Raw genomic sequence first — 22,096 nt, forward strand, 5'->3', positions numbered from 1 at the left:
GATCGGCGCCATAGCGGCGCATACGCAACAAACGGCATGGTGGACCTGCCGCAACACAGGCACAGAAAATCCCCCGCGGCGGGCACGGCGCGGGTCTATAGTGGCTGTGGAACGCGCGCCGCAATCGGTTCGTCAGCGGTTCATAAGCGGTTCCTCACTTTCACGCCATCTGATGCGGGAGCCCGCCATGAGCCTGCCGCCCTGCTTTGCCGACCGCCGCGAGGCAGGCCAGTATCTTGGTCGCCGTCTGGTCGAACTTGGCTACGCGCGTCGCGCCGACGGCGATCCGCCGCTGGTGCTGGCGTTGCCGCGTGGCGGCGTGCCTGTGGCCCACGAGGTGGCGCTGGCGGTCGATGGCAAGCTGGACATCCTGCTGGTACGCAAGATTGGCGCGCCCGGCTATCCCGAGCTGGCGCTCGGCGCCGTGGTGGAAGGCGACGACAGCGGACATGGTCCGCATACGGTCATCAACGACGATCCCTGGGTGCAACGCGCAGTGGAATCGGGAGCCTTCGACGCCGAACGCGGACGGCAGCTTGGCGAAATCTGCCGGCGCCAGCAGCGCTATCGCCAGGGGCGCCCGGTAGTGGCCATGGCTGGCCGCTGCGTGATCGTGGTGGACGATGGCGTGGCCACAGGCGCCACGATGCGCGCCGCGCTGGATTCCGCACGCATGGCCCGCGCGGCCCGAATCGTGGCAGCCGTGCCGGTGGGATCGGCGCCGGGCCTCGACACGCTGCGCGAGGTGGCCGACGAGGTCGTATGCCTCAACACGCCCGTCAGCTTCGGCGCGGTCGGTGCGTTTTATCTCGACTTCACGCAGACATCTGACGACGAGGCCATGACGCTGCTGCGCGAGGCCCAGTGCGCGTCCACGCTACCGCACCCCGCGGCATGGCCGCGCGGCGATCGGCCGCTCAGGGACGGTCCGTTTGCCCGCTGAGGCGCGATTTCAGATGCGGCACCAGGCCGCCTGCATGCAGCAGGGCGCGCAGGAAGTCGGGCACCGGCTCGCATGCCACGCGAGAGCCGTCCTCCAGCCGTAGCTGGGCACCATCGAGATCGAACGTGGCGCGCGTGGCATCGACCAGCGTATCGGCCTGCCGGCACACCAGCACGGGCAGGCCGATATTGATCGCATTGCGGTAAAACAGGCCCGCAAACGACTGGGCCAGCACCGCGGCGACGCCAAGATGCCTGAGTGCCTGCGCGGCCTGCTCGCGCGACGATCCCATGCCGAAGTTGGTGCCTGCCACCACGATGTCGCCCGGCCGGACATGCGTCGGAAATTCCGCACGCAGGTTCTCCAGGCAATGACTGGCCAGTTCGTCGAGGCCGGACTTCATGTACGGGCCCGGCGCCATGGCGTCGGTATCCACATCGTTGCCGAAGCACCAGATGCGGCCTGCGGGAGGATGCGAAAAATCAGGGGCGGGAGTCATGCGAGCAGCGTACGGGGGTCGGTGATCTGGCCGGTGACGGCGGTGGCTGCCACGGTCAACGGCGACGCCAGCCACACCGCGCTGCCGGCATCGCCCATCCGTCCGGCGAAATTGCGCGCAGTCGACGCAATGGCCCGGCTGCCGGCCGGGAAGCGGCTGGCACCATATCCCGCGCAGGCATTGCATGCGTTGGGCAGCAGCTCGGCGCCGCTATCGAGCAGCACGTCCAGCGTACCTTCCTGCGCCGCCAGTTGCTGGTCGCGCGCCGATGCCGGCGCCACGCGCAGCGACATGCCAGCGGCCACCTTGCGTCCGCGCAGCACGCGCGCCGCCATGCGCAGGTCTTCGAGCTTGGCGCCGGTACATGCACCGATATAGGCGATATCGATGCGCTCTCCCGCAGCCTGTGTCACGGGCGCGCCGTTGGCCGGGCTGTGCGGCGCCGCCACGTACGGGACGAGCGCCGTGGCATCGTAGCGCTGTGCCAGCAGCACCGGCGCATCGGCATCGCTGCGCCACTGGCGCGGGTCGATGTCCGCCAGCGTTGCCGCGTCGACACCGGCCGCCGCCAGCCACGCCATCGTCGTGGCATCGGGCGCAATCAGGCCGGTCTGCGCACCCAGTTCGGTACACATGTTCGTGAGCGTCATGCGTTCCTGCATCGGCAGCGCAGTGATCGCGGACCCGGTGAATTCGATGGTTTCGTAGCGGCCGCCGGCCAGGCCCAGCGTGGCGCACAGGAACAGCATGATGTCCTTGGCGCAGACGCCGTCGGCCAGCTTGCCGTGCCAGTCCAGGCGGATGGTCTGCGGCACGCGCAGCCAGATTTCGCCCGTGGCCAGTACGCCGGCCATTTCCGTGGCGCCCACGCCGAACATGTACGCGCCAAAGGCGCCGCCCGTGGGGCTGTGGCTGTCGCCGCCGACGATGAAGCGGCCCGGCAGCACGAAGCCGCGCTCGGGCAGCACCAGATGGCAGATGCCCTGATTGTCGATGAGATTGGGGATGCCGGCTTCGCGCACCCAGTCGCGCGTAAAGCGCACGATGGCTTCGGCATCGGGGTCCGACGCGGGTACGTAGTGATCGGTGACCACGACATAGCGCGATGGGTCCCATACGCGTGCGCCCAGATCCCGCAGCAGCGGTGCCACGCGGCGCGGCCCGCTGGAGTCGTGCGACATCGCGAGGTCGACCTTGCACATCACGATGCTGCCCGGTGTGACATGCGTCGTGCCGGCCGCGCGCGCAACGAGCTTTTGCGCGAGCGTGGCTGGCAACTGCAAGGGGTCGACGGCGGTGCCGCTGGACAGGGTCATTCCGGCTGGGCTCCGGAGTACTTCACCACCGTGGCCCAGCGCTTGACGTCCTGCTTCACGAAGTTGGCGAACTCGGCAGGCGGCATGGCGCTGGGCTGGGCACCGTCGTTCTCCAGCCGCTTGCGCACGGCCGGCTGCTGCAGGCCATGGCGCGCCGCCTGATAGAGCGTCTGCGTGATCTCTGGCGGCAGGTTGGCCGGACCGAACAGCCCAAACCAGGCGCTCGATTCAAAGCCCTTTACCGTCGCGCCGATCGGCTGCACGCCGGGAAACTGCGGCAGCGGCGCGGGGCTGGTCACGCCCAGCACCTTGAGCTTGCCGGCCTTCACATGCTGCGCCACGTTGATGGTGCTGGCGAACATCAGGTCCACCTGGCCGGCCAGCAGATCGGTGATGGCCGGGGTAGTGCCCTTGTACGGAATATTGACGATGTACGTGCCCGTCATCATCTTGAACATGTCGCCAGCCAGATGCACAGACGAGCCCACCGAGCCAATGCCGAAATTGAGCTTGCCGGGTTCGGCGCGGGCCAGCTTGATCAGTTCGGGGATGTTGTTGGCGGGCAGCTTCGGCGTGGCCACCAGCACGCTGGGCACGTTGGCCACCAGCGTGATCGGCGTGAAGTCCGTGATCGGATCGAACGGCAGCTTCTTGTACAGCGTGGCGTTGATCGTATGGCTGGTGAAACTCATCAGCAGCGTGGTGCCGTCGGCCGGGCTCTTGGCCACCATGTCGGCGGCGATGTTGCCGCCGGCGCCGGGACGGTTCTCGACCACCACGGGCTGGTCAAGCGTTTGCGAGATTTCCTGGGCGATGGTGCGCGCCAGCGTGTCGGTGGTGCCGCCAGCGGGGGCCCCTACCAGAATGCGGATCGGCTTGCCGCCGGCGATGGCGGCGTGAGCGGCTGGCGCAGCCAGCATCGATGCCAGGGCCAGCAGCGCGAGCGCGCGGCGGCGGCCTGGTCGGATGGAGGTGCGGGCCGGATGATGCGCGCCCGGGCGAACGACTGGCATGACAAAGGCTCCTCGCAGTGTGATCTGGAGTGCGCAGTATGGCCCGAAATGCCTGGCCCGGAAAAGGCTTTGGGGCGCAGGGAAATCCCTGCGCCGCGATCAGTCGCGCAGGCCGGTGCGGGTTTCGTTTTCCACCCACACGTTCGCGCTGTCGCCGCCGCCCATGGGGGACAGCTCCATGCGGTACTCATAGCGGTCCGGGCGGTACTGGCCCATCAGCAGCTGCACCGGCCGGCCGGCCTTGTCCAGCACCACGCGGCGTACCGCCAGCAGCGCGCCACCCACGGGCACGTCGAGCAGCGGTGCCACCACGACATCGGCCAGGCGCGCGGTCAGTACCTGCGACGCGCGTCCCAGTTCGACACCGGCGGCCTCCAGCAGGCGCAGCATTGGCGTGGACTCCAGATCCTTGCGCGCCAGCGGACGGCCCAGATCGGCCGGCAGGTACGTGGTGATGTGCGACAGCGGGCGGCTCTTGTAGTGGCGCACGCGGACGATCTTGATGACGGGATCGCCCACCTGGATCTGCAGTGCCTCGGCCACTTCGGGCGTGGCGTGCACCTCGTCGATCGAGATGACCTTGACCGCCGTCTTCTCGCCCATGTCGATGATGGTGCCGAGCAGGCTCGTGACACGGTCCTCGGCGGCCTGCGGCTTGACCGGGTGCGGGTTCACGAAGGTGCCCAGGCCGCGATGCCGACGGACCAGGCCTTCCTGCACCAGGCGGTCGAACACGCGGCGCATCGTCACGCGCGATGCATGGAACTGCTTGGCAAGGTCGATCTCGCCAGGCAGCGGGCCCTGGCCGAAACGGCCTTCCACGATCTGCTGGCGGAGCACCACGTAAATCTGGTGATACAGGGGGACGACGGCTTCACTCATGGTTTGCCCTGGCGAATGCGCTAACAAGTGTTGACGCGACTAATGTACTGTAAATCAGACATAGAGCCTAGCATGAAACACCGCTGCGGCGCCCGGGCCACTGTGTTACGACACATTTAATGGCGGCGGTCGTCACGGCATCCAGGTTCCGCAAGAAACGCTGCCTGATCCATGCGATTCCCGCCGTGCCCTGGCGCTCGCGCGTTCGCATGCTGATCCATGGGAGGTCGCATGGATGACCGCTGGAAGAGCGCTACCCCGAGAGCGGCATACGGATCATCGCCGCGGCCTTGTTTCATGGCCGTTACGTCGCGTGGCCATGCGGGTTTGCGGGGAGGTGCGTGCTAACTCCTTGAATGCAGGCCCCTTTTTGGCGAAGTGTTGGCCGTTGGCCGACAACCGGCCGGAACCCGTGTCACAGCCCTGTGACATGTCGGCTGCCAAGCACAGGCCCGCGCGCGCCGCTGGCCTTAAATCCATCTGAAAAGTTCCCGGCCGATGGGCCGGCAGCCGTTGTATTTCAACGGAATTCCGCCGTGTGCCTGCGGGCTGGCACTGAATATGCGCAAGGGGAGGCTGGTCTGGCAACCGTGCCGGACCTGAACCTCCAGCCGATGTTCTCGAGAGCGCCGGCCGGAGGCTGAGCCGCAGTACAAACTTCCTGGGAGCTTCGTATGAAAAAGACTTTACTCGCGTCGGCGATTACCCTGGTTTTTGCAGGCACAGCTTGGGCGAATCCGACGAACAACAACACCACCGGAGGCGGGAACGATCAGACGGCCACGGCGACCTCCACGCAGTCTGGTCGAGGAAACAACGCCAACGAAAACTCCACTGCGACTCAGGACAACTCCGACCGTAGCACTACCACCAAGACGGCAACGCTGACGTCGACCCGGACGTCCACCAAGACGTCGACCTCCACCAACTCGCACAACCGCAACGACCAGGACATGGCCGGCTACGGTAACGCGGCGGCCGCCAATGGCAGCACCGCGACCGCCAACTTCACCAACTCGTTCAACAGCAGCAAGGCCCTGGCCATCAGCAAGCTGAATGGCACGGTGTCGGGCAACGCCATCTCCAACATCGGCAACTACGCTACCAATAGCGGCAACGCCAACGGTGCGACGGGCGGGGCTGGCGGCAAGGGCTATGGCGGCACGGGTCAAGGCGGCTCGGGCGGCAATGGCGGCAACGGCGGCAACAGCGGTAATGGCGGCAGCGGCGGCAGCGGCGGCTCGGCCACCAACGGCAGCGCCAGCGCAGGCTACGCCGTGAATGGCAGCGCTTCGGCTGGCGACGGCGGCAACGGCGGCAAGGCCATTGGCTGGGCTGGCGACGGCAGCGGTGGCAAGGGCTATGGCGGCGATGCACTGTCGGCAAGCCTGGGCGCCGGTGGCAAGGGTGGTTCGGCCCTGGGTGCTGGCGGCAGCGCAGGTGCCGGCTCGCGTGGCGGCTCGGGCGGTGACGGTGGCTGGGCCAAGGGCAGCGGCGGCTCCGGTCTGGGCGGCGGTCTGGGCGCAGGCTTGGGCGGCGGTCTGGGTGCTGGCGGCAGCAGCGGCGCATCGAACCAGTCGAATGACCGTGGCGCAGGCAATGCAGGTACCGGCACGGCAACGGCTGGCACTGGCGGCGCAGGCTCCGGCTCCGGCACCGGCACCGGTACTGGCACTGGCACGGGCACTGGCGCATCGGGCACGGGCACGGGCGGTGCAGGTGCAGCAGGCGGCGCCGCAACGGCGACGGCCGGCGGCGGTGCTGGCACGGGCACGGGCGGTGCTGGCGGCGCTGGCACGGCTACGGCAGGTGCAGCCACGGGCGGTGCAGGCTCCGGTACCGGCGGCAACGGCGGCGCGCAAAACAGCGTGGCCGGTGCTGGCGGCGCTGGCGGCGCGGCCACCAATGGCAGCGCTTCGAGCACGGCCTCCAATGGCAGCGCAACGGCCGGCAACGGTGCAGTGGGCGCGGCCTCGGGCACTGGTGGCGCCGGTGGCGCTGGCGGTGTGGGCAACGGTGGTACGGGCGGTACCGGCAACGGTGCGGTCGGTGGCGCTGGCGGCAACGGCGGCACCAACTATGTCGATGCTGGCACGTTCAACATGTCCAACGCGATGACCAGTGTCGGTCAATCCGCCGCGGGCATCATGATCGCCAACCAGAACAGCGGCATGGCATCGCTGGTGCAACAAAGCGTCAATGTGCAGGCCAACATGCAAGTTGGGAAGTAAGCCGTCCTGACGCGTGGTCTGTGCCGCTCCGCACGGAGCGGCACAGCCCGCCAGGATTGAATGACAGGACAGCGCGGCGCGGCGGTTTGCGCTTGCGCTGTCATGTCGGATGCCTGCAGGTCCGAGCCATGGTCCGGATGGGGACCATGTTCCGGAGCACGAGGGGAGACGCACCATGCGATCGCATCGCCCAGCTGTCGTGACACTCTCGACAGTCTTACTGGTCTGGCCGTTCATGCAGGCCAATGCAGGGCCGCCCAGCGCCGAGGCTTCCGCCGCGGCTGTCGCGGTCGCAAGCAGTGACACGGGCGCAGCCACGGCTGTGGCCGGCGCAGTGGCCAGTGTGTCGGCGGTAACGCCGGGCACCGGTCCGAAACTGAATATTTTCGGCACGGCCGCAGCAGCCGTGGCGACCGAGAAACTCGATGATGTGCGCGGTGGCGCCGAAGTGGTGGTCAACGACATGCGCCTGCATGGCACGGTTGGCGACAACGCGGCCATCAACACATTCTCCGGCAGCAATATCGTGTCGGAAGGATCGTTCTCGAACGCTGCGGGCTTGCCGACCGTGATTCAGAACACGGGCAACAACGTACTGATCCAGAACGCGACTATTCTCAACGTCCAGTTCAAATGATCATGCGCAGCCTGCTGTGTAAGGCCGCTTGCGCGGTGGCGGTGCTGGGCGGTGTTGTTGCCGCCCACGCCGACACGATTCGCGTACCGGGCGACCAGGGCAACTCGTACTACGTGCCGGTCACAAGCCTGCGCGAGGCGCGTTTCCGGACCACGATCCGCCAGCAGTACGACTTCAGTTGCGGCTCGGCGGCGGTGGCCACGCTGCTGACGTTCCAGTACAACGTCCCGACGACGGAGCAGACGGTCTTCGCCAACATGTACGTCAACGGCGATCAGGCCAAGATCCGCGCCGAAGGCTTTTCACTGCTCGACATGAAGCGGTTCCTGGAGTCGCGCGGCTTCCAGGCCGACGGCTACGAACTGCCACTGTCGAAGCTGGAGGAAGCGCAGATTCCGGCGATCGTACTGATCGTTGAAAACGGCTATCACCATTTCGTCGTCGTGAAGGGCGTCAAGGGCGACCGTGTCCTGATTGGCGATCCGGCACGCGGCACGCGCGCCCTGGAACGCGCGCACTTTGAACAGATCTGGGACAGCAGCCTGCTGTTCGTGATCCATAACCGCACCGAACAGGCGCGATTCAATCAGGCCACGGACTGGCGTGTGGCGCCGAGCGGCCCTTACTGGATGGGAGTACCGAGAGACAGTTTGTTCTTCACCGTCATGCCCAAGCATGGCGCCTCTGATTTCTGAGTTGAGGAACATCATGGCCCAGACAAGCAATTCCAACGCGCCCAGACGCACGGCCGGTCACGCTACCGCTGCCGTGCTGCTTGGCGCGGGCCTGGCCTGCGCAGGCAATGCGCACGCTGGCGCCGAGGCACTGGCCACGGAAAACACCGAAACCGCCGAGACCGCCGCCGTGGCGATCCCGACTGCGATCGACATGACCGCGCTGCCGGCCGCCACCGAACTGGCGGCATTGGCGGAGCGCGTGGCCGATCCGCCCTCGGTGGCCGAATTGCCAGGCGCGGCGAGCGTTCCGAAGGACATCGCCGCCAAGGCAGCATCCGTTTCAGAACCCGTTTCCGAACCCGTTGTGGTTGCAGCCGTCGCCGAAGCGCCTGCGCGAGTGGTTCCGGTCGACAGGGCCAGCGTGGCCCGGCATCACCCCCCTGAGGACCCGCTCGCAGTGGCCATGACACTGGCCGGGCGGGATCCCGGTGCGCCGGTGGCCGATGCGCGCAAGCAAATGGCCAAGTGGAAGCCGGTCGCGCAGGCGCGGCTTGAAGAATCTCGCGGCGGCTTCGATGCCGGGGGCTTGCAGGTGGGCTTCGGCATCGATCGCGCGGTGTTCGTCAACGGCGCACTGGCGGTGTCCACCAGCATCACCATTCCCGATATCAGCAGCATCACCGCGGCGCAGGCGGCCCAGTTGTCCCAGGCACTGGGGCAGGTCACCGTGGCCGTGACGGCGGCCAATAGCGCGGCCAGCGCAGCCGTGGCTGCCGCTCAGGCTGCCGCGGCCGCCGCGGCGCAAGCCGGACAGCCAGCCGTGGCCGCTGCCCAGGGCGCCGCCGCCAACGCCCAGGGGGCGGCAGGCGCCGCCAGCAGCACGGCCAGTGCCGCGGCCACCGGTGCCTCGGCCATGGCCACAGGCGCGGCGGGCGTGGCGCAGCAGGCCGTGGCCAACGCAACTGGCACGGTCGTCACCAACGGGCTGCTGACGGTGATCCAGAACGGGGCCGGCAATACGGCCAATCTCGGTGCGGTATCGAACATGCCCGGTACTGTGATTCAGAATAATCTCAACAACCAAAATATTCAGAGCCTGATGACGCTCAACGCAAGCGTGAACACCCTGGCCGCATTCCGTACACAAATGGCCAACACCGCGTTGAACAGCGTTCTCCAAAGGTCCGCCGCAATGAGGTAGTCACGTGTAGTCATGAACGAACAGGTGCGGGCCCTGCAGTATGCCCGCCGTCCCGGGGGAGGAAGACGTCATGAAGAAGCGTTCACTGCAGGGCATCGGCTATGCCGGATGCTCGATGCTGCTGCTTGGAGGCATGGCCCAGGCCCAGACACCGCCCGACGCGGGGCCACCGGCCGCCGCCAGGCTCGAAACCATGCAAAAAGAGCTGGCGGACCAGGCCAGACAGCTGGAGGAAATGAAGCGGGCGCTGGCCGAGCAGCAGGCCACGATCCGCGAACTGCGCAGCACCGTCGATAGCGAAACGCTGCAGCGCAAGCGCGGTGGGCAGGGCGCCGGCGTGACGGGCGGCAACATGGCGACCAACGCCGCCGCCGCGGGCGCGGCAGCCAGCGCCACGCAAATCAACAACACCGCCCAGCAGGGCGTGCAGGCCCAGCAGGCCCCGGAGGCAGCACCGCCCGACGCGCCGCCGCAGGGCCAGGCCGCCCAGCCCGGCGAATCGGCGGCCGGGATCGAGGAACCCGTGGGCAAGCCGCCTGAACGCGACACGCGCCCGCCGGAGATCGCGCCGATCTTCGACCAGCCCGGCGTGCTGACGCCGGCCGGCAAGATCATCGTGGAACCGAGCTTCCAGTACGGCTATTCGTCCAGCGACCGCGTGGCGCTGGTTGGCTATACCGTGATCCCCGCAATCCTGATCGGCCTGGTCGATGTGCGCCAGGTCAAGACGTCCACGTACATCGGCGCAATGGCCTTCCGCTACGGCATCACCAAGCGGCTCGAAATCGAAGCGAAGGTGCCGTACGTGCATTCGAGCAGCGACACCGTCAGCCGCGAGGTGTTCACCGGCACCGCCGTGGACAACGTGTTCAATTCCAGCGGCAGCGGGCTGGGCGACGTGGAAGCGACGCTGCGCTACCAGCTCAACTACGGCAACGAGAAGATGCCGTTCTTCATCGGCTGGCTGCGCTACAAGTCGAACACGGGCCGCGATCCGTTCGAGGTGGTGACCGACTGCGTGACCCGCTGCGTGAGTAACACCACGGGTACCGGGCTGCCGCTGGGCATGCCGACCGGCACGGGCTTCCAGGCACTCCAGCCGGGCGTGACGTGGCTGCTGCCGACCGATCCGGCGGTGTTCTTCGGCACCTTCAGCTACCTGCACAACTTCGCCCGCGACAACATCAGCCGCACGGTGCTGAACGGCGAGAAGGAATTCCTTGGCAAGATCTCGCCGGGGGACATCTTCCAGTTCAACTTCGGCATGGGCCTGTCGCTGAACGAGCATGCATCGTTCTCGATCGGCTACGATCAGAGCATCATCTGGCCGACCAAGCAGAACGGACAGACCGTACCGGGGTCGGTGCGCATTACGCAGGGCACGCTGCTGGTGGGCTACTCGTACCGCTTCAACAACCGCTACACGCTGAACCTGTCGGTGGGCGCCGGCCTCACGCGCGATACCCCCGACCTCACTGTGACCGTGCGCCTGCCGATCACATTCTGACCGCATGATGCAGCGCGAGGTGACGCCCGGAATTCTTGCGGCGCACCTCGTCCGGAAGTCAGCCGTTCGATACCTTGCGCAGTCCTTGCGGAGAGAGTAGAACGAACGAAACCGTCCCAGACGGATGACCCAAATACCGGGGCGGCCTGACAGAGGAGGCAAGTCATGCGCAAACGGATCTTCTGGTTGTTGCCCGACCTAGCAAGCGCCCGCCGTACCATGGACGACCTGCTGCTGGCCCGAATCGAAAACAGTCACATTCACTTCGTCGGCCGTGATGGCGCGGACATGACGGGCCTGCACGAAGCGAACCTGTTCCAGACCTCGGACATCGTGCACGCGGCCGAAATGGGCCTGATGGTGGGCGGTGGTGTCGGCATCGTGGCTGGCGTGGTGGTGGCGATGTTCCCGATCGTCAGCGATACGCCGCAATGGGGCCTGGTGGGCGTGCTGGCCGTGCTGGGCGCGGTGTTCGGTGCCTGGGCCTCCAGCATGATCGGCAGTTCGGCGCCCAACAGTCGGCTGCGCGGCTTCGAGAAGGACATCGAGGCCGGGCGGTTGCTGCTGATGGTGGACGTGCCCCGTGGCCGCGTGGAAGAAGTCGAGTCGCTGCTGCAGAAGGCCCACCCGGAAGCCCGTTTCGCGGGGCTCGACCCGGCAGTGCCGGCCTTCCCCTGATCCGTACGCGGCAACTCCGGGCGCCTGTCCCGGGCTGCCAAACTGGTTTGTTTCGCGCGCCCCAAGTGGCGCGCCCCGGCGCGTGTTCCCCCATGCGCCACGCTGCGGCCACACCGGACCGCCACCGGACCACTCAGGCCATGGTGTGATGCCGCAGCAACAGTTCCCCGTCCTCGATTGTTCCAGCGTTTGAACAATTACCCCCGTTGAGGTACTTTCCGCAATGCCGCCGTGGGGCGCGCATCGTGTCGATGCGTGCAGCCGCGCGGCGGGCAGCGGCACAAAACTATTCAAGCCAGCGCTTCAGGAGGGGTCAACAATGAGGAACGCACGATACATCGCGTGCGGCATGCTTGCCGTCACGCTCGGGTTTGTCACGTCCATGGCGGCATACGCGGAACCCGGTATCACCAAGTCAGCCATCCGTATCGGCCAGTCGGCCGGTGTCAGCGGGCCCGTGGCAGGGTCCGTCAAGGAACAGATCGCGGGTGCCCAGGTGTACCTGAACCACGTCAATGCCAATGGCGGCGTGGCAGGCCGGCGCATCGAGCTGCTGACCTACGACGATGGATTCGACGCCAAGCGCACGCCCGACAACGTGCGCAAGCTGATCGGCGAAGACAAGGTGTTCGCGCTGTTCATGGTGCGCGGCACGCCGCAGAACGAAAGCATCCTGCCGATCATCGGGGCCGAGAAGGTGCCGCTGATCGCGCCGCTGACGGGCGCCATCACGCTGCATCGCCCGGTGAACCGCTATGTGTTCAACGTGCGCGCCAAGTACCAGGACGAAGTGGCCCGCGCCATCAACCACCTGGCAACGTCCGGCATGAGCCGCATCGCCATTTTCTACGCCAACGACGGCTTTGGGCAGGACGTCTTTGAAGGCTTCAACACGGCGCTGCAGGCGCGTGGCGTGCAGCCTTCGGGCGCGGCGTCGTTCAACCGGCCCATGGGCGATATCAGCCAGGGCGTGGCCAGCGTCAACAAGGCCAACCCGCAGGCCGTGATGGTGATTGGCTCCGGCTCCGAAGCCGCCCGGATCATCCGCGAAATGAAGAAGGCTGGTAGCCAGGCGCAGTTCGTCACGCTGTCCAACAACGCGGCGGATTCGTTCATCAAGGAGCTTGGCGACGATGGCAAAGGCTTGATCATCACCCAGGTGGTGCCGGGCATGAATTCGAGCCAGATGAGCATTGCCAGCGAATACCGCAGCCTGGCCAAGGCCCAGAAGCTGGAGCCCAGCAACGCGGGCATGGAGGGCTTCATGTCGGCCAAGGTGCTGGTGGAAGGACTGCGCCGCGCGGGCCCCGAGCCCACGCGCGAGAAGCTGGTAGTCGCGCTGGAAGGCCTGCGCGACTACGATCTGGGCGGCATTCTGATCAGCTACAGCCCAGCACGTCACACGGGGTCGTCGTTCGTGGAAATGTCGATCGTCTCGTCGACCGGCAAGCTGATCCGCTGAAGCCATGCGGTGAAGGCCCTGGCCGCCAGCGCGGCCCGATGGCTGCGGTATAGTTGCCGCCATGGCAACCTCTACCGCAGCTCATCCTTTCTCGCTGGCCGGACGCGTGGCCCTCGTCACGGGCGGCGCGCAGGGCCTTGGCCTGGCGATGGCCAGCGCACTGGCCGATGCCGGCGCGCATGTGCTGGTCTGCGCGCGCAACGCGCAGCGCGTCGCCGATGCCGTATCGCAACTGCAGGCGCAGGGCGCCACGGCCGAGGGGCTCGCGCTGGACATCACCGACGACGCGGCCGTCGCGCAGGCGTTCGATGACATCAAGGCGCGCCATGGCCGGCTCGACATCCTGGTCAACAATGCCGGCACGCGCAATCGCAACAGCATGGCCCATCTGGATGCCGATGACCTGCGGGCGATGCTCGACACCAACCTGGTGGCGCCCTACGCGCTGTGCCGGCATGCCGCGCGGCTGATGCAGCAGGGGCAGTACGGCCGCATCGTCAATGTGTCGTCAATTGCCGGGCAGGTGGCGCGTGCCAACGACGTGCTGTATCCCGCCACCAAGGGCGGGCTCGACGCGCTGACGCGTGCCATGTCCGCAGACCTGGGCCGGCACGGCATCACCGTCAATGCTGTGGCGCCGGGCTACTTTGCCACCGAACCGAACCAGGCCATGGTGGACGATGAAACCGTGGCCGATTGGCTGCGCAATCGCACGTCGCTGGGCCGCTGGGGCCAGCCTGCGGAGGTAGCGGGTGCCGTGGTCTTCCTGGCCTCGCCTGCGGCGTCCTACGTCACCGGCCAGGTGCTGGCCGTCGACGGCGGCTACCTCGGTCACTTCTGACTGACCGCTGACCGGGCGATCCGCCCGTCTCTTCAACGACTCACAGCCGCTTGCCCGCGCCATAGTGCGCGTGCAGGCAGTCGATCATGGCTGCGGCGGCGGCCGAATCGCTTCGCTCCCTGAGCCGCACCAGGCAGATCTCGCGCACCAGCGCGGGCATCTGCATGGGCCGTATGGCCAGGCCGTCGCGCCGGAACTGGAACAGCGCCAGCGCCGGCACCACCGAGACGCCCAGGCCCGCTTCCACCAGCGCGGCCACCGTGGCCAGGTGCTCCACTTCCATCACCCCGTGCAGCTTCAGCGGATGCATGGCGGCGTCCAGGTGCTGGCGCACGCTGCTGGTCCGCGACAGCTGGATGAACGGCAGCCCGGCCAGCGCCTGCGGGGCGATACGCCGCTTGGCGGCCAGCGGATGATCGGCGGGGCATACCAGATGGAAGGTGTCATGAACGAGCGATTCCACGCGCAGGTCGGCGTCCTGCGCCGGTGCCGGTGCCAGCGCGAAGTCGGCCTGTCCGCGCCGCACCATGTCGATGCAGCCATCGGCCAGCTGGTCGTACAGCTCCAGCGAGATGCCCGGATAGCGCCGATGAAAGTCCGCCAGCAGCGGTGGCAGGTCGCCGCCCGCCAGCGACGGCAGCGCGGCAATAGCCACGCGCCCCTTGCGGCGTTCCGCGTGATCGCGCAGGTCCTCGAAGGCGCTCTCGAAATCGACCAGCAGCCGGCGGGCCACCTCCTCGAAGCGCTTGCCGTCGGCGCTCAGGTCCACATGTCGCGTGGTGCGCTCGAACAAGCGGCTGCCGGCCTGGTCTTCCAGCGTCTGGATCAGAGTGCTGAATGCCGATTGCGACAGATGGCAGGCCTGCGCCGCCCGGGTGAAATTGCGATGCGTGGCCAGCGCCACGAAGGCGCGGAGGTGCTTCACGGAGAGATTCGACAGCATGGTGGGATAGTGCGGCGGATTCATCCAGGAAGTCGATAGATTAATCCAAATAATCCGTTTTCGCGTAGCAGAACCCGGCCCTAGAATGAGACCGCTGCCTACTGGTCGGTGCATGGCCGGTAAGCATTGCCGATTGCCCCATTTTCCAGACGTTGCCAACGCCCATGACTGCTCCCCTGCTGATCGGGTCCGGGGCCGGATTCTCCGGCGACCGTACCGACGCCGCCCTGCCGGTGGTGCGTACGCTGATTGCCGCCGGCGGCCCGGCGGCGCTGATTTTTGAAACGCTGGCCGAGCGCACGCTGGCGCTAGCGCAACTGGCGCGCCGCGACAACCCCGAGCACGGCTACGAGCCGCTGCTGGACCAGTTGTTGACGCCCGTGCTGGGCCTTTGCCTGGCCAACCGCATTCCGATCATCGGCAATTTCGGCGCCGCCAATCCACGAGCCGCCGCGCGGCGCATCCTGGCGCTGGCGGCCGAACTGGGCCTGGCCGCGCCGCGTGTGGCCGTGGTGGAGGGCGACGACCTGTCGCATGACGCCGGCCGCGCCATGCTGCGCGGCATCGTCGGCGACGCGTTTCCTGAGGCGCGCTTTGTCTGCGCCAACGCCTATATCGGCGCCCAGGGCATTGCCGACGCGCTGCGTGACGGCGCGCAGGTGGTGGTATGCGGCCGCGTGGCCGACCCCGCGCTGGCCGTGGGTCCGGCGATGGCCCATTTCGGCTGGGCCTGGGACGACTGGACCCGCCTGGCCGCCGCCACCATGGCCGGCCATCTGCTGGAGTGCGGCGCACAGGTTAGCGGCGGCTACTTTGCCGACCCTGGCATGAAGGATGTGCCCGACGTCCACGACGTGGGCTTCCCGATCGTCCGGCTCGACGCCGAGGGTGGCATCGAGGTCTTCAAGGCGGCCAACACGGGCGGCTGCGTGGACCTGCGGACGGTCAAGGAACAACTGCTGTACGAAGTACACGATCCGTGCGCCTACCTGACGCCTGACGTGGTGGCGGATATCGGCCAGGTGACGGTCGAGCAGATCGCGCTCGATCGTGTGGCCGTGCGCCATATCCGCGGCCATGCGCGGCCGGCGGAGCTGAAGGCCAACCTGTTTCACTTGGGCGGTTGGTTTGCCGAGGGCGAGATTTCCTACGCGGGCCCCAATGCCGCCGCCCGGGCCCGCCTGGCCGCCGACATCGTGCACAAGCGCATGCAGGGGTTGGGGTTCGATGTGCCGATCCGCTTCGACCTGATCGGCGTGCTGAGCGTGTTTGGCGACGATGCCGGCACCATGCTGGCCGCGCCGCAGGCTGGCGAGGCCGAAGCGCGCGACGTGCGCATGCGCGCCGCGCTGGCGCATGAGGACAAGGCCGTGGCGCAGGCACTGCTGCGCGAAGTCAACGCGCTCTACACCTGCGGCCCGGCGGGCGGCGGTGGCGTGCGCACCGCGCTGCGCACGCGCCTGAACGCCACGTCGTGCCTGGTGCCGCGCCAGGCGGTGGCTGCGTCCCATTCGTTCGTCACTGCCTGACCGGAGCCCGCCATGACCGCAACCCAGCATGCGCCGCTCTACCAGTTCGCCCACGGTCGCACCGGCGACAAGGGCGACCGCTCCAACATCAGCGTCATTGCCTACGACGCGCGCGATTTCGACCACCTGGTGGCCCATGTCACCGAAGACGCCGTGCGCGTGCTGTTTGCCGCGCGCCAGCCCCGGGCTGTGAAGCGCTACGTCGTGCCGTCGATCCAGGCCATGAACTTCGTGATTGATGGCGTGCTCGATGGCGGCGTCAACGATGCACTGAATCTCGATACCCACGGCAAGGCGCTGGCCTTCCTGCTGCTGGGTTTGCCGATCCCCTTGCCGCCGCGGCTCGCCGGCGGCGCCGCATGATTGCCGAGCCGTCCCATATGTCAAAACGATTCGAGGAGACACAGATGTACGGAATTCGCAGGCCGCTGGCCGTTGCCGCTGCTATCGCCACGTTCGCGTGCCTGGCCTTGCCCGCTGGCAGCGCATGGGCGGAGTTCCCGGACAAGCCGATCCGCTTCGTCGTGCCGTTCGCGGCCGGCAGCGCTACGGACCAGCTTGCGCGGGCCATCGGGCAGGCCATGACGGTGGACAGCAAGGTCACCGTCGTGGTGGACAACAAGCCGGGTGCGAACGGCTTTATCGCCGCCACCGACGTGGCCAAGGCCACGCCGGACGGCTACACGGTGTTGATCACCACCAACACCACGCACGCCGCCAACGAACACCTGTTCAAGAAGCTGCCCTATGACCCGGTGAAGGACTACGCGCCGCTGTCGGCGCTGGGACGCGGCGGCCAGATCATGGTGGTCAACCCGCAGGTGCCGGCCAAGACCGTGGGCGAGTTCATCGCGCTGGCCAAGAAGGAGCCAGGCAAACTCAGCTTCGGCAGCGGCAGTTCGTCGTCGCGCATCGCCGGCGAGTTGTTCCAGCAGATGGCGCACGTGCAACTGCTGCACGTGCCGTACAAGAGCAATCCGCTGGCCATTACCGACCTGCTGGGAAACCAGATCCAGATGATGATCACGGACACCGCGACCGGCCTGCCGCAGGTGAAGACGGGCAAGCTGCGCGCGCTGGGCGTGTCGGGCAAGGCGCGCTCGCCGCTGGCGCCGGATGTGCCGACCATCGACGAAGCCGGCGTGAAGGGCTACGAGATGAGCTACTGGTTCGCTGCCTACGCCCCGGCCGGCACGCCGCCGGCGGTGGTGACGAAGCTGAACCAGATGCTGGTCAAGGCCGCGAAGAGCGACACCGCGTCGAACTTCTACAAGTCGACCGGCACCGACGTGTTCACCAGCACGCCGGCCGAACTGGCGAAGTTCCAGACCCAGGAATCGGACAAGTGGGGCCGCATCATCAAGGCCGCCAACATCCAGCCCGAATAAGCCCGCAAAGCCTCCTCCTCCCGCGCTCCCTTGCTGCCCGCCCCTGCGGCTGAAGGGGGCGCCGGGACGGCCCCGCCGGACAGCCCAGCCAGGCCGGTCATCACGCCTTTTCTTGTCCAGTTCCGCCCCCGGATAGCGCGTTTCCGCGTCCGCAGAAACGGGTACGCCTGTCGCCATACCCTACGCGCTCGCAGCATCGTATGACCGATGACCTCCGGCCCGGGCAACCTCGCGTGAAATAGTCGACGGACTTCGCCCCACCATTCTCGCGATCTGACGCAGGCTGCACCCCTCGTTTAGCAGGCGATGAATACAGTGACGCTCTTCGATATCAGTTGACTGTAGCTTCGTCCCATCCCAACACCCTAACATCAGGGTGTTGCACTTCATTCTAGAGACCGCCCAGCTATTCCGCCAAAGCATATGCGATGCATTTGCGACCCTTCGATACCGCAGCGTGGCGGCGCGCCAAGGTTACATATGAGGAAAGAAGTGATGATTCCGATTCCAATGATCATCCCGAAAAATGAGTGTTTTTATCGGGCGGTAGCGTCACATTCGCCCGAAATGAGATGACAAGGATTCCTTTTTCTGTTGGTAGGTGAAATATCGCTGGATCGGTTAAATCGGCAGTTTGATCGACTGCCCCTTACCTCCCGGCAATGCCAAAAGCAAAACACCCCAGCGCTGTCTCCAGGATCTGGGGTGCTCACCTCCGACACACCGGAGGCCGATTCAAAACTAGCTGGCTGGCCAGCTAATCCATCGTTACGGCGTCAGCTTCGACCGATAGTCCACCGCATACGGCAGCTTGCCGGGCTTGGACGAACTTACCGGTTGCGACAGTGCCGTGAACTCGGTTTCGTTGAATGTGCTCAGGCGGCCCAGCGTGGCGGCGGTCTTGTCGGCGCTGACGATGGTGTCGGGCGACAGGGCGACCATCGCTTCGGCGGCCTTGCGCACGGCGGCCAGGTAGGCCGTGGTGTCGTTCAGGTTCACCTGCTTCAGGTCCACGACCTTGCGCAGCCAGTCGCCCCAGTAGAACTCGGTAAATTCCGTGGCGCCGGTGGGCTGGCTGTAGCCGATGTCGCGCGTGAAGTAGACCAGCGAACGGTACGGGTCGTTGCCCAGGCCGTTTGCGAGGCCCAACTGGCGCGGCAGGTCGGCCGGGTAGGCCGGGCGGTTGTCGCCGTCCTTGAGCCAGACCAGCTTGCGTGCGCGCATCGTGCGGAAGAACTGGGCGCGATTCAGATTCGACAGGTTGTCCTGCACGCGAATCCACATCTTGGCCTGCGGGCCGCCGGTCGGCGCTTCCCAGACTGTGGTGAACGCATGGTGGCCATCGGTCAGGTACGGCTCGCCGTACGGGCCCACCACCAGCGTCTTCATGTCTTCGGGCTTCTCGCCAACCGTCTTCGTGCAAGTGAACGAGTTCAGGTTGTCGATGCGCGAATCCGTTTTGATGCCGTCCTTGGCGGTCTTGTTCTGGCCGTTGTTCTCGCAGGCGTCGTCGAAGTTCTTGACCGAATCCACGGCGTAGCGGCCCAGCTTGTAGTAGATCTGGTCGCGGCCGATGGCTGGCTGCGTCGGGCGCAGGTCCGCCATGGTGACCAGGATGTTCTGCTGGGCCGTGGCTTGCAGGTACGTCGAAATCGGCGTCGGCGCCGGCAGCGGCGTGCAAACGGCCGGCAGCACGCGCTGGGTGCCCGGCACCTGGCGCAGCTGGTAGGCCAGCTTGGTGCTGACGGGCAGCCAGGCCAGCGATGCGGTTTGCATCTGGCTGGCCACCGGCTCCTGCCATGTGCCCGAGATCAGGCCGAAGGCGGCGCCGCTGGCAAAGCCGTTGTAGATCAGCGGCACGTCCGACGGGATGTTGTCGGCTGCCAGCACGTTGCCGCCCACCGAAATGATGTTGCGGCGCGTGCGGCCGGTGGTGGCGTTGGCATCGTCGAGTTCGGGCTCGGCGCAGATCCAGTCGCCGTCCACCGCGTTGGCGGCCAGCGACGTCGCGGCGCGCACCACCCAGTTGCCGGTGGCGGCAGAGGCGCTGGCGCCCGTTTCGTCGACGAACAGGGCCGTGCTGCCTTGCTGCTTGCCGACGAAGACGCGGCCCACCTTGCTGCCGGCGATGGTCAGCGCGAAGGCGCCCGGATAGCGAGCCTGGTCGGCGTCGGCGCTGAGCGTGCCGGTCTGGCCGCCCGTGCAGTTGGCGCTGTAGCCCTGGCTTGCGCACACGCGTACCGAACCGTCGGCCTGGATCGCCAGTTGGCCGGCCGCGGCCGTGTCACCTGCCTGGCGCAGATAGCTGTAGGTGCCGGCGATGTCCTTCAGTTGGGCGCCCTTGTTTGCGGCAGAGATATAGCCCTGCAGCAGGCCGTTGCCGGTCTTGACGTTGGGCACCTGGCCCAGTGCGCCCGAAAGCAGGCCATCGTCCAGCGTGAAGCTGAACGTGATCGATGACGCGGCGGCGGCCAGCGCAGCCGGCACGTCGGCGCCCGAGGCCGTCAGTTTCGATACGCGGTAGGTGTCGCCGTTCTGCGTGTACTGGCCCACCAGTGCCCCGGCCAGGCCGAAGCGGGAATCGAGGAAGCGCAGGGTGATCTGGCCGGCGGCAGGCTGGTCGAGCTGGACCGATACCGTGTCGCCAAAGCTCACCGAACCCACATAAAGCGATCCGCCTGCCAGCGGCTTGACCTCGGCTGGCGTCGCGTCGGTGTTGGTGCCGCCGCTGGCGGTGTTGCCGTCATCGCCGCCGCCACAAGCGGTCATCGCCGCCGTGGCCAGCAGCAGCATGGCTGCCGTGCCGGCGCCGCGTTGCATCCACTGTCCAGGTTTCCTCGTCCTGCTTTCCATGTTTCTTCCCCGTTGTCGTTGTTGTGTCGATCGTTGCGTGCGCCGCGGGTGGTCGATGTGGCCGGTGCGACCAGTGCGGCGTGTGCGGCACGTGGCCGCGCGACAGTCTATGAACAAGGGATGACGTACCTGTGACAGCCTGACGTATCGGCATCCCCGGATTTTTCATCGGGATTCGCCTAGAGTGATCGGAGCGGGGCAACGCGGAGGGAAGGCGATGGCACACGGATTTCGGGGAATGTCGCACGGACGGCGCAGGCTCTTGATTGCGGGCGGGTGGTCCATGCTGCTGGCGGTGCCGGCCGGGCACGCCGTGGCGCAGTCCGCGCAAGGCAAGGCGAAATCGAAGATTGGCGTGGTCGGCTCGGGCCGGCTGGGCGGCGCGGTGGGCAGCCTGCTGGTGAAGGCGGGGCATCCGGTCATGTTCGCGTCGCGCCATCCCGACGAACTGAAAACGCTGACCGATTCGCTCGGGCCGCTGGCTCAGGCAGGCACGGTCGCCCAGGCCGTGGCGTTTGCCGACGTGATACTGCTTGCCGTGCCCTATGGTGCGGTGCCGGATATCGGCCAGCAGAACCGCTGGCAGGGCAAGATCGTGCTGGACGCCACCAACGCCGTGGCGGCGCGCGATGGCGCCATCGTGGACGAGGTCAAGGCCAACGGCATTGGTGCCACCACGGCCAAATACCTGGCCGGTGCGCGGATCGTGCGGGTGTTCAATTTCACGGGCGCGTCGGAGTTCACGCGCGAAAGTCACCGCAAGCCGCCGCTGATGGCCGTGCCGATGGCCGGTAACGATGCCGAGGCGCTGTCCGTGGCGGCCGGGCTGGTGCGCGATGCGGGGTTCGATCCGGTGGTGGTTGGCGGGCTATCGAGTGCCGACCGGTTTGCGCCCGGTGGCAAGCTGTTCCGCCAGATGGGGACTGCCGAAGAATTTCGCCGTGCGATGGACCAGTAGCTGGCCGGGGCGGCAGGGTGGAAGCCGCTGCGCCTTAGCGCCGGCGCCACTCCATCGCCACCATGGATGGCGTGAAGCCCAATTGGCCGAAGAATGCCGCTTCGGAAGAGCGCGCGGCTCGCAGAACCCAGGTGATGTCCGGGTCGTTGCCCATGACATGGCGCAGCAATGCGCGGCCAATGCCGCGGCGGCGATGTTGCGGTGCGACGGCGACCATGGAGATGTAGCCGTTGGAGATGTCGTCGCAGAGGGCGCGCGCGAAGCCGATGACCTCGCCGTTTTCCACGGCCACCGCCACGCGTTGCGAGTTGGCGATCAGTTGCGCGAAGCGCTCGGGATTGCCGACCCGTTGTTCCCAGCCGTTGGCAGCCAGCAGCAGCCGGGCTGCCTCTACCTCCGCGGGCAACGGATTACGGATTTCCATCGACAATTCCTCCTGCGTCATTCCGGAGCGCAAGCATGCAGACCCTCCATAAGTGGGGGGCGCAGAGCCGCTGCGCCGCGTTTTCGCGCGATGTGTCGCGCAATTTGTCGCGCA

General features: G+C 66.8%; 20 protein-coding genes and 1 pseudogene. 13 read left to right on the plus strand and 8 right to left on the minus strand.

The window, feature by feature from the left end; all coding sequences use genetic code 11:
* The first annotated feature begins 187 nt into the window (after positions 1–187).
* Positions 188–943, plus strand: coding sequence for a phosphoribosyltransferase (locus CYJ10_RS28745; protein WP_101684839.1), 756 nt, complete (start codon positions 188–190; stop codon positions 941–943).
* Here the strand turns inward: CYJ10_RS28745 and CYJ10_RS28750 are convergent.
* From CYJ10_RS28750 to CYJ10_RS28765, 4 genes are all read right to left on the minus strand, one after another.
* Positions 918–1,442, minus strand: a complete 525-nt coding sequence (locus CYJ10_RS28750; protein WP_101684840.1) for a LeuD/DmdB family oxidoreductase small subunit — start codon at positions 1,440–1,442, stop codon at positions 918–920. The two genes, CYJ10_RS28745 and CYJ10_RS28750, sit on opposite strands and share 26 nt — an antisense overlap.
* Entirely contained in the window at positions 1,439–2,758 is a 1,320-nt protein-coding gene (locus CYJ10_RS28755; RefSeq protein WP_101684841.1) for a 3-isopropylmalate dehydratase large subunit, read from the minus strand. Before CYJ10_RS28755 ends, CYJ10_RS28750 begins: the two co-directional genes overlap by 4 nt.
* On the minus strand, positions 2,755–3,771 hold the full coding sequence (locus CYJ10_RS28760; RefSeq protein ID WP_101684842.1) for a tripartite tricarboxylate transporter substrate binding protein: 1,017 nt from the start codon (positions 3,769–3,771) through the stop codon (positions 2,755–2,757). The genes CYJ10_RS28755 and CYJ10_RS28760 overlap by 4 nt, the downstream gene beginning before the upstream one ends.
* A gap of 99 nt (positions 3,772–3,870) precedes the next feature.
* Positions 3,871–4,653 carry a GntR family transcriptional regulator gene (locus tag CYJ10_RS28765; RefSeq protein ID WP_101684843.1) on the minus strand — a complete coding sequence of 261 codons (783 nt, stop codon included), beginning with the start codon at positions 4,651–4,653 and terminating at the stop codon, positions 3,871–3,873.
* A gap of 674 nt (positions 4,654–5,327) precedes the next feature.
* On the opposite strand from CYJ10_RS28765, the gene CYJ10_RS28770 reads away from it, so the two are divergent.
* The 8 genes from CYJ10_RS28770 to CYJ10_RS28805 all read left to right on the plus strand — a co-directional run bounded on the left by CYJ10_RS28770 (position 5,328) and on the right by CYJ10_RS28805 (position 13,887).
* On the plus strand, positions 5,328–6,884 hold the full coding sequence (locus CYJ10_RS28770; RefSeq protein WP_101684844.1) for a hypothetical protein: 1,557 nt from the start codon (positions 5,328–5,330) through the stop codon (positions 6,882–6,884).
* 175 nt (positions 6,885–7,059) lie between these two features.
* A complete protein-coding gene (locus CYJ10_RS28775; protein WP_101684845.1) occupies positions 7,060–7,521 on the plus strand; it encodes a hypothetical protein in 462 nt (153 codons plus the stop codon).
* Complete coding sequence (locus CYJ10_RS28780) at positions 7,518–8,216, plus strand: C39 family peptidase (protein ID WP_101684846.1); 699 nt, start codon at positions 7,518–7,520, stop codon at positions 8,214–8,216. The genes CYJ10_RS28775 and CYJ10_RS28780 overlap by 4 nt, the downstream gene beginning before the upstream one ends.
* 13 nt (positions 8,217–8,229) lie before the next feature.
* Positions 8,230–9,399, plus strand: coding sequence for a hypothetical protein (locus CYJ10_RS28785; protein ID WP_101684847.1), 1,170 nt, complete (start codon positions 8,230–8,232; stop codon positions 9,397–9,399).
* A gap of 70 nt (positions 9,400–9,469) precedes the next feature.
* Positions 9,470–10,906: an acetate kinase gene (locus tag CYJ10_RS28790; RefSeq protein WP_101684848.1), complete on the plus strand. Its 1,437-nt coding sequence runs from the start codon at positions 9,470–9,472 to the stop codon at positions 10,904–10,906.
* 165 nt (positions 10,907–11,071) lie between these two features.
* Positions 11,072–11,584, plus strand: coding sequence for a DUF1269 domain-containing protein (locus CYJ10_RS28795; protein WP_101684849.1), 513 nt, complete (start codon positions 11,072–11,074; stop codon positions 11,582–11,584).
* A 319-nt stretch (positions 11,585–11,903) separates the two neighbouring features.
* Positions 11,904–13,046 (plus strand): ABC transporter substrate-binding protein, encoded by a 1,143-nt coding sequence (locus tag CYJ10_RS28800; protein WP_101684850.1) that lies wholly within the window; start codon positions 11,904–11,906, stop codon positions 13,044–13,046.
* Between the two features lie 61 nt (positions 13,047–13,107).
* A complete protein-coding gene (locus CYJ10_RS28805; protein WP_101684851.1) occupies positions 13,108–13,887 on the plus strand; it encodes an SDR family oxidoreductase in 780 nt (259 codons plus the stop codon).
* Between the two features lie 40 nt (positions 13,888–13,927).
* Here CYJ10_RS28805 and CYJ10_RS28810 read toward each other — a convergent pair whose 3' ends face one another.
* The gene (locus CYJ10_RS28810; RefSeq protein ID WP_101684911.1) at positions 13,928–14,830 is read right to left on the minus strand and encodes a LysR family transcriptional regulator; all 903 of its coding nucleotides are present in this window, start codon (positions 14,828–14,830) and stop codon (positions 13,928–13,930) included.
* A gap of 164 nt (positions 14,831–14,994) precedes the next feature.
* Here CYJ10_RS28810 and CYJ10_RS28815 point away from each other — a divergent pair, with 164 nt between their 5' ends.
* Genes CYJ10_RS28815 through CYJ10_RS28825 form a run of 3 tightly spaced genes read left to right on the plus strand, consistent with a single transcriptional unit; the run spans position 14,995 to position 17,747 of the window.
* The gene (locus tag CYJ10_RS28815; protein WP_101684852.1) at positions 14,995–16,359 is read left to right on the plus strand and encodes an acyclic terpene utilization AtuA family protein; all 1,365 of its coding nucleotides are present in this window, start codon (positions 14,995–14,997) and stop codon (positions 16,357–16,359) included.
* 12 nt (positions 16,360–16,371) lie between these two features.
* Positions 16,372–16,722 (plus strand): AtuA-related protein, encoded by a 351-nt coding sequence (locus tag CYJ10_RS28820; RefSeq protein WP_101684853.1) that lies wholly within the window; start codon positions 16,372–16,374, stop codon positions 16,720–16,722.
* 44 nt (positions 16,723–16,766) lie between these two features.
* Positions 16,767–17,747 carry a Bug family tripartite tricarboxylate transporter substrate binding protein gene (locus CYJ10_RS28825; RefSeq protein WP_101684854.1) on the plus strand — a complete coding sequence of 327 codons (981 nt, stop codon included), beginning with the start codon at positions 16,767–16,769 and terminating at the stop codon, positions 17,745–17,747.
* 183 nt (positions 17,748–17,930) lie between these two features.
* Here CYJ10_RS28825 and CYJ10_RS28830 read toward each other — a convergent pair.
* Both CYJ10_RS28830 and CYJ10_RS28835 read right to left on the minus strand, forming a co-directional pair.
* Positions 17,931–18,103, minus strand: a pseudogene (locus tag CYJ10_RS28830) (helix-turn-helix domain-containing protein); the annotation flags it as partial.
* Between the two features lie 412 nt (positions 18,104–18,515).
* Entirely contained in the window at positions 18,516–20,567 is a 2,052-nt protein-coding gene (locus tag CYJ10_RS28835; RefSeq protein ID WP_257993582.1) for a ParB/Srx family N-terminal domain-containing protein, read from the minus strand.
* Positions 20,568–20,838: 271 nt separating this feature from the next.
* On the opposite strand from CYJ10_RS28835, the gene CYJ10_RS28840 reads away from it, so the two are divergent.
* Positions 20,839–21,558: an NADPH-dependent F420 reductase gene (locus tag CYJ10_RS28840; protein WP_101684855.1), complete on the plus strand. Its 720-nt coding sequence runs from the start codon at positions 20,839–20,841 to the stop codon at positions 21,556–21,558.
* Between the two features lie 34 nt (positions 21,559–21,592).
* Here the strand turns inward: CYJ10_RS28840 and CYJ10_RS28845 are convergent, their stop codons facing one another.
* The gene (locus CYJ10_RS28845) at positions 21,593–21,982 is read right to left on the minus strand and encodes a GNAT family N-acetyltransferase (RefSeq protein WP_101684913.1); all 390 of its coding nucleotides are present in this window, start codon (positions 21,980–21,982) and stop codon (positions 21,593–21,595) included.
* Between the last annotated feature and the right edge of the window lie 114 nt (positions 21,983–22,096).

The sequence above is a fragment of the Cupriavidus pauculus genome (assembly GCF_002858765.1).
Taxonomy (GTDB): Bacteria; Pseudomonadota; Gammaproteobacteria; order Burkholderiales; family Burkholderiaceae; genus Cupriavidus; species Cupriavidus pauculus_B.